Annotated in this window: 14 protein-coding genes; 9 read left to right on the top strand and 5 right to left on the bottom strand. The window is 41.2% G+C overall.

What is annotated here, in order from left to right:
* Positions 1-23 precede the first annotated feature (23 nt).
* Complete coding sequence (locus ACMXYT_RS11555; protein WP_415898790.1) at positions 24-452, top strand: DUF6010 family protein; 429 nt, start codon at positions 24-26, stop codon at positions 450-452.
* A 21-nt stretch (positions 453-473) separates the two neighbouring features.
* Here ACMXYT_RS11555 and ACMXYT_RS11550 read toward each other — a convergent pair whose 3' ends face one another.
* Positions 474-1,151, bottom strand: coding sequence for an FMN-dependent NADH-azoreductase (locus ACMXYT_RS11550; RefSeq protein WP_415898789.1), 678 nt, complete (start codon positions 1,149-1,151; stop codon positions 474-476).
* Positions 1,152-1,269: 118 nt separating this feature from the next.
* Between ACMXYT_RS11550 and ACMXYT_RS11545 the strand changes: the two genes are divergently transcribed.
* The 5 genes from ACMXYT_RS11545 (at position 1,270) to ACMXYT_RS11525 (ending at position 5,846) form a co-directional block, all read left to right on the top strand.
* Positions 1,270-2,118: a LysR family transcriptional regulator gene (locus ACMXYT_RS11545; protein ID WP_415898788.1), complete on the top strand. Its 849-nt coding sequence runs from the start codon at positions 1,270-1,272 to the stop codon at positions 2,116-2,118.
* A gap of 131 nt (positions 2,119-2,249) precedes the next feature.
* Positions 2,250-3,062 carry a fatty acid desaturase gene (locus tag ACMXYT_RS11540; protein ID WP_415898787.1) on the top strand — a complete coding sequence of 271 codons (813 nt, stop codon included), beginning with the start codon at positions 2,250-2,252 and terminating at the stop codon, positions 3,060-3,062.
* 189 nt (positions 3,063-3,251) lie between these two features.
* The gene (locus ACMXYT_RS11535; protein WP_415898786.1) at positions 3,252-3,671 is read left to right on the top strand and encodes a cytochrome b562; all 420 of its coding nucleotides are present in this window, start codon (positions 3,252-3,254) and stop codon (positions 3,669-3,671) included.
* 199 nt (positions 3,672-3,870) lie between these two features.
* Positions 3,871-4,287, top strand: coding sequence for a DUF3429 domain-containing protein (locus ACMXYT_RS11530; RefSeq protein ID WP_415898785.1), 417 nt, complete (start codon positions 3,871-3,873; stop codon positions 4,285-4,287).
* Positions 4,287-5,846 (top strand): cryptochrome/photolyase family protein, encoded by a 1,560-nt coding sequence (locus ACMXYT_RS11525; RefSeq protein WP_415911464.1) that lies wholly within the window; start codon positions 4,287-4,289, stop codon positions 5,844-5,846. Before ACMXYT_RS11530 ends, ACMXYT_RS11525 begins: the two co-directional genes overlap by 1 nt.
* On the opposite strand, the gene ACMXYT_RS11520 is transcribed toward ACMXYT_RS11525, so the two are convergent.
* Positions 5,843-7,042 (bottom strand): RNA polymerase sigma factor RpoD/SigA, encoded by a 1,200-nt coding sequence (locus ACMXYT_RS11520; RefSeq protein WP_415911463.1) that lies wholly within the window; start codon positions 7,040-7,042, stop codon positions 5,843-5,845. The genes ACMXYT_RS11525 and ACMXYT_RS11520 overlap by 4 nt on opposite strands.
* A 123-nt stretch (positions 7,043-7,165) precedes the next feature.
* Between ACMXYT_RS11520 and ACMXYT_RS11515 the strand changes: the two genes are divergently transcribed.
* Positions 7,166-7,450, top strand: a complete 285-nt coding sequence (locus tag ACMXYT_RS11515; protein WP_415898782.1) for a hypothetical protein — start codon at positions 7,166-7,168, stop codon at positions 7,448-7,450.
* A gap of 35 nt (positions 7,451-7,485) precedes the next feature.
* Here ACMXYT_RS11515 and ACMXYT_RS11510 read toward each other — a convergent pair whose 3' ends face one another.
* Positions 7,486-7,767 (bottom strand): DUF3081 family protein, encoded by a 282-nt coding sequence (locus tag ACMXYT_RS11510; protein ID WP_415898781.1) that lies wholly within the window; start codon positions 7,765-7,767, stop codon positions 7,486-7,488.
* A gap of 419 nt (positions 7,768-8,186) precedes the next feature.
* Positions 8,187-9,278: a methyl-accepting chemotaxis protein gene (locus tag ACMXYT_RS11505; RefSeq protein WP_415898780.1), complete on the bottom strand. Its 1,092-nt coding sequence runs from the start codon at positions 9,276-9,278 to the stop codon at positions 8,187-8,189.
* Between the two features lie 236 nt (positions 9,279-9,514).
* Between ACMXYT_RS11505 and ACMXYT_RS11500 the strand changes: the two genes are divergently transcribed.
* Both ACMXYT_RS11500 and ACMXYT_RS11495 read left to right on the top strand, forming a co-directional pair.
* Positions 9,515-9,790: a flagellar motor protein MotB gene (locus tag ACMXYT_RS11500; RefSeq protein WP_415898779.1), complete on the top strand. Its 276-nt coding sequence runs from the start codon at positions 9,515-9,517 to the stop codon at positions 9,788-9,790.
* 45 nt (positions 9,791-9,835) lie between these two features.
* Positions 9,836-10,606: an alpha/beta hydrolase gene (locus ACMXYT_RS11495; protein WP_415898778.1), complete on the top strand. Its 771-nt coding sequence runs from the start codon at positions 9,836-9,838 to the stop codon at positions 10,604-10,606.
* Positions 10,607-10,642: 36 nt separating this feature from the next.
* On the opposite strand, the gene ACMXYT_RS11490 is transcribed toward ACMXYT_RS11495, so the two are convergent.
* On the bottom strand, positions 10,643-11,416 hold the full coding sequence (locus ACMXYT_RS11490) for an HD-GYP domain-containing protein (RefSeq protein ID WP_415898777.1): 774 nt from the start codon (positions 11,414-11,416) through the stop codon (positions 10,643-10,645).
* Between the last annotated feature and the right edge of the window lie 677 nt (positions 11,417-12,093).

Below are 12,093 nucleotides of genomic sequence, written 5' to 3'. Positions count from 1 at the left end.
AATCGTTTGGTGGTAGGTGCTATATGGAGCATGTCTATACGATTCTGTGGTTAATATTCGGTTTAACGGGCGGTGGACTCTTAATTAAGTTCGCAAAGGGTAGAACAGAGCAAGAGCAGATCAATATCTTTGGTATAGCATTAGTCATTGCTGCGCTGATTTATATAGGTTTTGCTATGCTCTATGGTGCGAGTACGACTTGGTTATTTATCGAAACTGTTGGCGTGTTGATATATGGCAGCTCCTACCTATTGGCTAAACACTTTGGGCTTCATTTCTTAGCGCTGGGTTGGTTGTTACATCCTGTTTGGGATGTTGGGTTGCATCTGGTTGGAGCAGGCGGGCACTTTGCACCTGAGTGGTATGCAGTTATGTGTATTTCGTTTGATTTAGTGGCGGCGGTGTATCTGTTCCGAAAAAGCGCCTTGTTTAAAGGCGCTGTTCAAAGTTAATTGAAACTATTCCGAAAAGCTCTAAGCCACAGCTGTTGCATAGGTTTCGGCTATGGATTGTGCAAGTTCAACTGCCTTGAGTTGTGCCGCTTCTAATGACGCTTTATGACGTTGATCCGAGAACTCCTGATATTCACTGCTGATTTCATAAAATTTATCTACGCCTAGATAAGGACTTAACTGCTCAATATGCGGTGAAAGGTGGTTCAAATGCGCTCGTTCTTTTCCTTTTGCAAAATCAAATTCGCCCCAGGATGTGCATAAGATTAACTGCTTACCACTGAGGATAGGTTCAAGTGGATAATCACCTCTAGCTAGATCGAATGAGAAAGTTTTATTTATGCGTATAACTTGATCAAACCATGCTTTTAATACCGCGGGCATACCGTAGTTATACATAGGTGATGAGAGCACAATGATATCTGCTTGTTCTATCTCAGCTATATATTGGTCGGATTGCGCAAGGGCTTTATTCTGTTCATCAGTAGGTGATTCCGAGAAACATGCCGCAATCCACTGTTCATTGATAAATTCTGGTGGTTTCTTAGCTAAATCACGATAAATAACCTCGCAATCAGGGATCATATTTTTAAAGGTGGTTACCGCAAGGTGGGCTATATGGCGTGAAATAGATTGATGTTTCTCGCCGTTTGGCTGCCAGCCACGTGCGCTGGCATCTATATGTAGAATGGTTGGCATCTGGAGCTCCGTGATCATTTTATTTAGGTTAATTTTCACGCTTAAATCAACGTTTTGACAAACGAGTAGTTGCTGCTTATAAATAAGTTTTATTCATCTATGGGTTTGGATTTAGATTATGTTGGGTCAGCTGCCACCGTTAAATGCCATCAAAACTTTTGCCATTGCTGCGCAATATTTGAGCTTTAAACAAGCGGCTAAGGTGCTGAATGTCACGCCCACTGCGGTGTCACATCAGATTCGAAGTTTAGAAGCACAGTTAAATGTAACGCTGTTTGAACGTAAGGTACGGAGCATCGAGCTTACGCCTGAGGGTGAGAAGTTAGCTGAGACCTCGCTCTCTGTACTCAATCAATTGCATATGTGTATAGAGGAGATAAAAACACCGACTAATAGGGTGACGATCTCTTGCTGTACCTCGTTTGCGAGTTTATGGTTGGCGCCACGCCTTACTGAATTTAATCTGAGATATCCTGATATCGAGATCGAAATCTGTGCAAGTAATACGCTGGTGGAGCTTGAGCATGATAGAAGGATTGATTTAGCGATACGCTATGGCTTGGAGAGTGATGATCCACAGGAAAAATTGTTAGCTCAAGAACAGTTAGCTTGCTATGCCAGGCAGGATTTTCTAGATCAGATTACGGACAATCCCAATCTATTTGTTACTGAGTGGGAAGATGATTTTCTGGCTAATATCGAATGGCGACCTTATTTCGATGATTTAACTTATACTGCTCGTAGCTTTAATCAGGAGCAGTTTGCATTACAAGCAGCGCTAGCTGGACAGGGGTATGCACTGATCAGTGATGTGCTGGCTGAAAGTACCTGTCAGCAAGGTTGGTTAGTTGAAGATAAAGGGATGCCACGGCTTACGGGTTATAACTATTCTTACCGGCTCTCGCCTTATACTGAAGATGCCCATCAAGTGAGAATCTTCGCTAAGTGGCTTGAAGAACAGTTTTAACTAATAAAGTCGGATGTTTACTTAGATCAATAACCCGGCTTATTCATCGGTGTTGTTAGTATTTCTTATATACAGTTAAGGCTGTTTCCTTTATGTTTGTCAGCCAATTTTAGTTCGGCGTGATATCTCTTATGAAAGATAGTGGTTTACTCGGGTTTAGGTATAAAGAAGACTGCTTGCCAGTGTTGATTATCTTGAGCCTGACTGTAATTGATTTTGTACTTTACTTTACAGTGAGTGACCCTATTGCGCTGACGCTATACTATCTATTGATGATCATTCCAAAAGGGGTGATCTGTGCGTGGAATCACCACCATCAACACCTTTTCACTTTTAGAAATAACGTTCTAAATCGCGTATTAGAGTTTGTTTATGCTTTGCATACAGGGGTAACGACGCATTTATGGCGTTTGCACCATGTATTAGGCCATCACCTTAACTTCCTCGATCAAGAGAAAGATGAGAGTCGTTGGAAGCGTAAAGATGGTAAGCAGATGGGAGCTATTGAGTACACATTGAATGTTGCTTTAACGGCCTATAGTCGCGGTTATCAAGTAGGTAAAAAGCATCCTAAGCAGTTGTCTACCTTTTTGACTTATACCGCAATTACCTTCGCTATTGTTGCGGCATTGGTTTGGTATAACCCTGTTGCGGGCTTGTTGTTGTTTGTTTTACCGATGATTACCAGCTTGCTGTTTACCTCCTATGTTACATATGAACATCACTCTGGTTTGGATACAGATAATGAGTTTGAAGCTTCCTACAATAATCTAAACCCACTTTTTAATCGCCTAACTGGAAACCTTGGTTACCATACAGCGCATCATCATAAGCAGGGTGTGCATTGGTCCAGATTGCCGGAACTACATGCGAAGATAGAACATCAAATTCCAGAAAACCTCTATCGCAAGTCCATCTTAACTCGCGTTCTTTTAAGAGGCTGAGGATATGTCGCACCGTTGAAGCTGCAACATTCTTGTTTTCCAAGCAGCAATTAACGTTTGCCTGCGGGAGCGATGAGTTTTTTCGATCATCTACCCTTGGTGGATTAATCTGCTTTGATTTAGCCTAATCGGCAGATCTGGTATATTACCCGCTCGGTAAATATGTTGATGTGATATAGGTTTATTTTTATGAAGTTCTCTGCTTTTAAAACGTTATTTAGTTCTCTGTTAATAGCTGTGATGTTCACAACAAGTGGGTATGTAAGTGCTGGTAACCCACTAACATTAAAACAGACAATGAAAGAGATGCGCCTTCAGTATAAAGAAGCGATGGTGAGTAGCTCGGCTGAGGGTTTTAACCAACGAATGGATATCTTCAAAGATCATCTAAAAAACGCGCAGGCTTATGACTTTTCACCTGAGCGCAAAGTGATCTCTCTTGAAGGTCTGAAAAAAGTAGAACAACTGGTAAATGGGATTCCAGTTGCGACGGCTGACAACTTAAAGCAGGTTCAGAAGCAACTTGAAGCAGTAGACGAGCTGCGTAAGGAATATCACAAGAAGGCTAAGCCAAGTAAGTGGGAGCTGTTCCTTAGCATCTTCGATTAATGCATATCGCCGATCTCAGCTACATTCCTTTAATCATAACGCAATGATCGGCACAGACCTTCAGCCCTAGAGCAAGTAATGCTTGCTTTAGGCTTCTCCCTATTTGATCGATTTCATCTTCTTCAGCGTAAACATATCTAAATCCTTTTAAGCTGATCATTCCAATCAGCTTTGTTCCACTTCCTTGGATCTATTTGATATGTCTACATGTTTTACACTTACCAACACTCATCGATTGTTCGGCTATGCGGGATTAATACCATTTATCGGATTAGCTTGGCTTTTCCATGATAAAGGTGCTCTGTTTGATGATTGGTTGTTAAGTTATGCAGCGCTTATTTTTACATTTCTTGCTGGGGTGATCTGGTTTGCCTCTTTGGCTACTGGGGCTGCAAAACATCAAGCATGGATATCGATCATTGCTATGTTGTGGGCATGGAGTTGGTTAGTTTGCCCTCTGCCTCATCCGTTGATTCTGGCGGGTGCCTCTTTCTTTTTGCTTTGGCTTTATGAAATGCATAGCTTGATCAATATCTATCCTGAAGCATTTTGGAAACTTAGAACTCATCTCTCTGTTGTCGCAGGCTCAACACTCATTATTAGTGGACTTGTTTAATGGATCAGATAGTTAATTCTGTCCGCAGTGTTTGCTTAGTGTTGGGAGATCAGCTTAACCACGACAGTGAATTGTTTAGTGGTTTTGATTCTAAACAGGATGTGGTTGCTTTCTTTGAAGTTACAGAGGAGTCAGTTCAGGAAGGCTCATCTAAACATAGAACTGCTCTTTTTCTTAGTGCGATGAGGCATTTTGCTCAAGAACTTGAGGCAAAGGGTTTAGCTGTTCATTATGTCGATATCCGTCAAAACCTAGGTTCTATTTGCGATGGTCTAGCAGATCTGGCTGATGCAGTATCTCCTGAAAAAATACGTGTGGTTTTACCTGGGGATAGCCGACTACTGGATCAACTAAACGCTTTAACTGATCAGTTAAATGTGCCTTTTGAGGTGTTGCCTGATAACCACTTTATCTCTCAACCGGGACAGTTTAGCCAGTGGATCAGTCGATTAAAGCAACCGCGGATGGAACACTGGTATAGATATATTAGGAAGGATCTACAGATCCTAATGGCCGATAAAACCAAACCGGTCGGTGGTAAGTGGAATTATGATCAGGACAATCGCAAGAGCTTTGGTAAAACGGGGCCAAGCTCTAAGGGTTTAATGCCTAGCTCAATTCCTGATGAGATAACCTTGAAAGTTATTGAAGATGTAAAAACCTGCTTACCTCTCCTACCAGGTAAGCTGGATCAGTTCTTATGGCCTGTAAATAGAGTGCAGGCGCTTACGCTTTTAGATCAATTTATCGAAGAGCGTTTAGCTTCCTTTGGTTCTTACCAAGATGCGATGTGGGTGAATGAACCTTTTCTCTATCATGCTTGGATTTCCTCCAGTTTAAATCTCAAATTATTAAGTCCAAGAGAAGTGATCGAAAAGGCTATCGATGCATACGAGGAGGGGGACGCCCCACTCAATGCCGTTGAAGGGTTTATTCGTCAAATACTGGGATGGAGGGAGTATGTTAGGGGGCTTTATTGGACCTACAGACAAGAGTGGAGCCAGATGAACGCATTGGAGCATCACAACCAGCTACCAGCGTTTTATTGGGATGCTGACACTGAGATGAATTGCCTTCGGCAGAGTATTTCGCAAGTGTTGGAATATGGTTATGGTCATCACATTCAGCGGCTGATGGTGACGGGTTTATTTGCTTTACTGGCTAAAGTGGATCCGCAGCAGGTCCATCGATGGTATCTGTCGATGTATGTAGATGCTGTAGCATGGGTTGAGATACCGAATACCATTGGAATGAGTCAGTTTGCAGATGGCGGCGTTTTGGCGTCTAAGCCTTATATTGCGAGCGGTAATTACATCAAGAAAATGTCCAATTATTGCAGTGGTTGTCGTTTTAACCCGAGTAAGGCTTATGGAGAAGATGCTTGTCCATTTACCACGCTTTATTGGGCTTTTGTGCATGATAAAGAGGCGCTGTTGAGTGTTAACCCTCGATTAGCAATGCAGGTGAAGCATTGGAAAAATAAATCTTCAGAGGACCAACAACAGATTCTGCAACAGCGGTCGAACCTAATAGAGGCTTTAGAGATAGAGCCTGATTAATCAAAAGTTACATCTAGTTTCTGCAGCTTGGTCATAGCATTTTTTTGCATCTGTCTAACTCTCTCCACGCTGACATTTAACTGGTATGAGATCTCTTCCAATGTATGTTCTCGTCTGCTGTCGATGCCAAAACGGAGTTTAAGTACAAGATATTCTCTATCGGTCAGTTTCTTACAGATACGATCGAGGAGTTTTCGTTTTAGTTGTTGCTCAGACAGAACATCAGTTTCGTTTGTATTATCAGCAACGATCTCCTCCAGAAGGGTGCTGTCATCTTCAGAACCAATACCATGGTTGAGGGAAAGAGGTTCTGAAGGGAAAGTATTTATCTTCTCTAGGGTTGCCAGCGGTATACCGCTTAAAGATGCAAGTTCTTTTGTGGTGGGTTGTCTTTCATGTTTACTGACAAATTTGGCCCTCGCCCTTTTAATAATGCTGAGTTTTTCTTGGAGGTAACTGGGTCGTGAAATGGTGTGATAACGCTTTTGCAGCGCAGTTTTTAGAACATTCTGAATGCACCAGAAGGCATAAGTTGAAAACCGAAAACCTTTATTAAAATTAAACCGATCAGCGGCTTTTAGTAGGCCTACATTACCTTCCTGAATTAGGTCATCGTAACTGACACCGCTGCTGTTAAATCGGCCAGCGACGGTATAAACAAGTCGTAGGTTTTTTTCTACCAGTTCACTTCTTAATGTTAAGTAATTTTGAATAAACCCTTTCAGCTGCTCGCGTTGATCTTGTAACTGTTCGGCTATTGCTATGATTTGCTGACGGCCAAGCGATAGACTTTGTAAAAGGGCAATTAAGTTATTTTGGATATGCGATCTCTCTTTAGATGTCTCACCTAAAAATAGCATTACTTCAAGCGTATCAATTAAAGTAGAAGCGAGATTAGCGATGTAACTTGGTTCGGGATCATATTTCCAGCGTTTCGTGGCAGTGCCATCAGCGCTTTGGTAGATCTGAAGGTAGTTTTCTACAACGTGCGAAAGTTGCTCAAGGCCTTGTGGAAGGTTGCATATTTCTGAAATGATTTTTGCCATTTCTTTATTGATCTTTTTACCTAGTGCTCTTTCTCCCTCGATAGATAACAGATCAAATTGCGCAAGCTGCTGGCTGTATATATCCAATGCACTTGCTTCAGATATATTGTTAATACTTGGTTGCAACTTCAAATTCGTAAGATCATTCATAGACCACCTCGTTATATTATTTTGCTTACGCTAGGGTAGGAGAGGTAGATCTCTTTTAAGCTGATCTATCTTGTTGATAAAGTGGTAAAAGATATAAAACCTTTGCAAATTTGAGGCGTGTTGGTGAAGAGTCTTGTGGCTGAATGCCCTTTATGTAAACGAACCTTGTTGTTAACTTTTCATCATCTAATTCCTAAGAAGATGCATAGACGATATTACTTCTCTAAGCGTTATAGTCGTGAGGAATTAAATCGAGGTATCAATATTTGTCGATGTTGTCATGATGCGGTCCATAGGGCATTTGATGAGATGACTTTGGCGAAGGAATATCACTCACTGGGTCAGTTGCTGAGTTCTTCGAAAATACAACGTCATATCGAATGGGCTTCAAAGCAGAGGGTCGGCTAATAGATGTTAACTAAGCTAGTATGTGACAGGTGTAGTTATCTGTACCTTTGGGAAATTGTTTCTATTTTTTCCAAAAATAATCGAAAACCCGCGGGGCTAACTAGTTTCGTTTGATAATCATCTTTCATAGTGAAATTTAACTTCACGTTGGAATCGAACAAGGTCAGCGTGCAAGTATCAAAGTTATGAATCGCCTCCAGCCCTAAGTAACTGTAATGATTGTGGCTTAATTTTTTGCCTTTCAGCAAAATGTAATTGAAAACACCTTTAGCTTTAGTTAAATCGATTTGGCATTCTTTCTTTACTAAACGAAGCATGGTTTTGACCTTTTAAAAAACTGAGTCTGGCTTACGCCAGACTCAAATTGGGGTGACCGTTAGGTATATCCCAAAGGTACTTGTTGCCATTGCCAGTAACCTAAAGAAGTATCGATTGGCTACTTCCACATTGCCGTGAGGTGAATGTTGAGTAACAGGTAATAAGCCGGGAGCGATTGGCTTTTCCCTATTTATTACTCAGTTACCAGCAACGCTATCATCAACAATCAAAAACGTTTACGGCCGATATACCAATCCGGATCAGGATGGCTCTTGGAAAAGAACTATGTGATTGATAGGGGCTTTGAAAAGTTGATTCGAGGTTAGGCTCTATTGGGGAAAACCAAATAATTTTGGATGCGGGGATGGTGGACCTGATATGAGTTGCTCATGTCAGGCCCGAACGTTTTCTTTAAGACTTAGTGAATTTCGGAATTCAAGCGATCTAAAGCGTCAGCTACTTCTAAGCTTGCTTTTTCCATTTTAGCGAGATGTATAGCGGCAGTTCTAATATCACCAGCTTTTGCGGCATTTACCGCTGCTAGACCTGATGTATGAACCACTTCGTGAGGTGCTTCGAGGATTTGGAAACTACCGCAGTGGCTGTAGTTCTCTTTGCCTGCACCTGCGTAGTACCATTTACCGAGACGGCAAGAAGTATGATCCGCTAAAGAATCTAAGCGATCTAATTTGCCTTCAACAATGCCCTCATAGACATTATTTTTCCAATTAATATGGTCAAGCTTAACCGTCTCAATGAAGGTGTCAGCAGCACTGGCACTGATTATTGTGTTCATGCGATCTGATAGTGATACAACATTTTTTACGCCCGCTTTGATCTGTTCTGCTGATGCAACGACCTCACTGCTTAAAATGTCTACCTGACCTATATCATCTGATGCTATAGACGTTTTAGAACTGATCTGTCCTACTAAACCAGCAATTTCATCGCTGGCTTCGCTAGCTTTTCGAGCAAGGTTTCGTACTTCGTCTGCTACTACTGCGAACCCTCTACCAGATTCGCCCGCACGTGCTGCTTCTATTGCAGCATTAAGGGCTAAGAGGTTAGTTTGATCAGAGATGTCACGGATAACCCCAACAAATTTTTCAATTTGCTCAGATAAAGTTAGTAGGCCTTTAACATTAGCGTTGCCTTCTTGCGCATTTGATTGAATAGTTTGAACACGGTCAAGAATGTTTTCCACGGCTAGTTTGGTTTCGTCGAAGATGGACATTGAATTGCCCAAACTTTGCTTCTCTTGTTCCAAGTTTTCAGCCGTTGTTGCGATGGTCTCTCTTACTTTGGCAACAAGGCTTCCACCTTGAACCCATGCAGAACAAATTTCTCTTTGATCATTTGCCTCTTGAGAGGACTGTTGGCTCTCAAGGTTATAGCAGCGACGAGTCAATTCTTGATTCTCGGCGATAAGCTTCGCATTGTCGGCTTTAAGCGTTTCGATCTCAGTTTGTAAATCTTTAATTTGCAGGTTCAACTTACCAGAGAAGAACATCGGGGAAACCCTCTAAAATCCTTATATTAGATTTTGTCATTGTATAGAAAATGGAGAGCTAATGTATTGACCTATATGAGTAAAACGGGCGTTTAATCTAGATTTGTTCATTCCGACCAGTTGTAGCGTTTCGCTCGTATAAATCTTAATTCGGTTAAGCTGACTTTGGGTCCTCAAGTTTTGTTTGCATCAGGTAATATCGAGCTTTCTAAGGAAGGTGTCGCATTATCGAAAAATTGGCAGCCGCGATTAAACAAGATCAAAATAGAATTGTTGTTGCTGGTCATACTGACAATGTTCAGGTGAAAGGGGCTTTAACTGATAAGTTTCCTACTAACTGGGAGCTTTCTTCTGCAAGAGCACTGAGTGTATTACATAAGCTTGTTGAACTGGGCGTTGCTCAAAAACGCTTACAAGCACGCGCCTTTGCAGATCAGCAACCTGTAGCAGATAACAGCACAGTTGAAGGTCGTGCGAAAAAACGCCGTATTGAAGTATTGTTGGTTGAATAAGCCTAATTAAAAAATCTTTTAAAGGCGCATAGCGAGTTTTAGGTTATGAAAAAAGCAGTCTTGAAATTTATATTTTTAGGTGGCTTTGGTTACCTACTGCTTTGCGCTTTTCTCTACTTTAATCAGGATAACCTCCTCTATTTTCCACAAGAGCGAAAAGAAACTAGGGATGAGCATACTCTGTTGATTCCTACGGACGTTGGCAATACAGTCGTTACTATTCAAACTAGGAATACAGGTAAAGCGCTGATCTATTTCGGTGGCAATGCTGAAGATGTATCGCAGCGTTTGGCTAAATTTACTCAGCTCTTCCCGCATTACTCATTATATCTAATGCACTACCGAGGTTATGGTAGCGATGGACAATCTCGTGAAGAATCTATCTATCAAGACGCTTTAGCTTTGTACGAACAAGTGGCCGAAGATAACGCTGACATCGTATTGATGGGGCGAAGTCTAGGAACCGGTATTGCGACTCGGCTGGCAGCTAAAAAGCCCACGAAGCAACTTATTTTGATAACGCCCTATAGCAGTATTGAGGATGTAGCGAGTGAACGCTATTGGGGTATTCCTGTATCGCTGTTATTAAAAGATAAATACTTATCTTGGCAATATGCGCCCAAGGTCAGAGCTAAAACGTCAATTTTTTTAGCGACTAATGACACAGTTATTTCTCCAGATAATACGATGAGACTATACCGTCAATTTAGTCCAGGTTTAGCGACCGTTTATCGTTTTGAAAACGAAGGTCATAGCAGTATTTCCTCTGCCCCAAACTACCATGGACTGTTGCGTTCGTTAACCTCGGAATATTGATACGGGTTTAACTATCGTTAAATAACCTAGCTAATACTATTCATGGTATTTCAGGACGACTTGATGTGCTTGCTCGAAATTATCGAGTAACAGTTGGGTTAGTTTAGGATCGAACTGACTTCCCGCTTTTTCTTTGAAATAGTCGAATACCTTTTCAGGGCTCCAAGGTGTTTTATAACAACGTGGTGATATCAGCGCATCAAAGACATCAGCGATGGCGACTATTCTTCCGTATATATGAATATCTTCGCCTTTAAGACTTTGTGGATAGCCTTCACCATCCCAGCGTTCATGGTGCTGAAGAGCAATGATACTCGCCGTTTTTAATAACGGTCGTTCTGAATGACGAAAAATATCGAAACCTATCTGACAGTGGGTTTGCATGATTTTGTATTCTTCGGGCGTGAATTTGCCCGGTTTCTTTAAAATTTCATCGGGTATACCGACTTTGCCAATATCATGCATAGGGGCTGTAGTTTGTATCGTTTCACATTCTTCTTGTGGTAATCCTGCTTTATTTGCGATCAAAGCACTTACTGCTGCAACACGTATTACGTGGCTTGCTGTTTCTTGGCAACGAGTTTCACAGGTGTTACCCATGGCTAAAATAATTTCTTTTTGTGTGAGAATTATCTCCTCGTTTATTTCTTCAAGTTCTTGATTTCGTTTTAGAACGAGTTCATTAAATTCATTAACTTTGTTGGCAAAGTAATCCAGTTCTAAGGCTTCTATTCTTTGTGTATCGATGCTGACATGCTGTTCGTAGCTCTCTTTTGTTCGTTTAACTAACCAGCGTAATGGTGCGGTCACGTTTTTATCGAGGACCAGAATAAAAGACGTGCGACGCCTATCAAGGTTAATAGGTAAAAAGCCATTAGCGTGTAAAGGTAGGTAGCTGACATCCAACGATATTGTGTGGTGTCTACCTTAAAATCCAATACAGCCAAAACATCTTCATGTTCAGCATCGTGACAGGTGACGCAATTAAGACCATGCCTAGCCGTTGCAAAGTAGGGGTAAGCGATTTGAATTAAAGCTGGATCTTCAAAGGGGTTTGGCAGTTATATATAGATTTTTTTGCTGTCGAAGGTTTCTTTGATTCTAGGAATGGATATGAGGTCGTCTTGAGATGGCAAACTGAATTGGTAATTCATCTTTGGGGTGCGGATAATTTTAAGATCTTGAATACCAGGTAATGAGTTTGCAGTCTGAACAATTTCTTCTTTCATCTCGAAAGAGCCCATCACGCATATGATGAGTTAACGTATTTTCAATAGACTGTGCGATAGAGATACCTTTATCTCGCATTGTGGAATTAATTAATTCCTGAAAATTAACTCCAATAATAATCAACGTACAGATCAAGAAAGAAAACGCTAACACTAAGATTTTCTTAACCGTGATTGTTTTTATACTTTGCTTCATCAAAGTTGTACCAGTTCAGATTCACTAGTGGCTGGGTTATTGCTTTTCTAAATTTAGCCTAG

This window comes from Neptuniibacter sp. QD37_11 (assembly GCF_047778105.1).
Taxonomy (GTDB): domain Bacteria; phylum Pseudomonadota; class Gammaproteobacteria; order Pseudomonadales; family Balneatricaceae; genus Neptuniibacter.
Note: the sequence above shows the minus strand (reverse complement) of the source record. Positions and strands in the feature narration are given on the sequence as shown.

Coding starts and splice junctions, on each gene's coding strand:
- ACMXYT_RS11550 (WP_415898789.1), bottom strand. CDS start 1,151: ATGCCAACCATTCTACATATAGATGCCAGCGCACGTGGCTGGCAGCCA.
- ACMXYT_RS11530 (WP_415898785.1), top strand. CDS start 3,871: ATGTCTACATGTTTTACACTTACCAACACTCATCGATTGTTCGGCTAT.
- ACMXYT_RS11545 (WP_415898788.1), top strand. CDS start 1,270: ATGTTGGGTCAGCTGCCACCGTTAAATGCCATCAAAACTTTTGCCATT.
- ACMXYT_RS11540 (WP_415898787.1), top strand. CDS start 2,250: ATGAAAGATAGTGGTTTACTCGGGTTTAGGTATAAAGAAGACTGCTTG.
- ACMXYT_RS11505 (WP_415898780.1), bottom strand. CDS start 9,278: ATGTTCTTCTCTGGTAAGTTGAACCTGCAAATTAAAGATTTACAAACT.
- ACMXYT_RS11555 (WP_415898790.1), top strand. CDS start 24: ATGGAGCATGTCTATACGATTCTGTGGTTAATATTCGGTTTAACGGGC.
- ACMXYT_RS11495 (WP_415898778.1), top strand. CDS start 9,836: ATGAAAAAAGCAGTCTTGAAATTTATATTTTTAGGTGGCTTTGGTTAC.
- ACMXYT_RS11510 (WP_415898781.1), bottom strand. CDS start 7,767: ATGCTTCGTTTAGTAAAGAAAGAATGCCAAATCGATTTAACTAAAGCT.
- ACMXYT_RS11525 (WP_415911464.1), top strand. CDS start 4,287: ATGGATCAGATAGTTAATTCTGTCCGCAGTGTTTGCTTAGTGTTGGGA.
- ACMXYT_RS11520 (WP_415911463.1), bottom strand. CDS start 7,042: ATGAATGATCTTACGAATTTGAAGTTGCAACCAAGTATTAACAATATA.
- ACMXYT_RS11535 (WP_415898786.1), top strand. CDS start 3,252: ATGAAGTTCTCTGCTTTTAAAACGTTATTTAGTTCTCTGTTAATAGCT.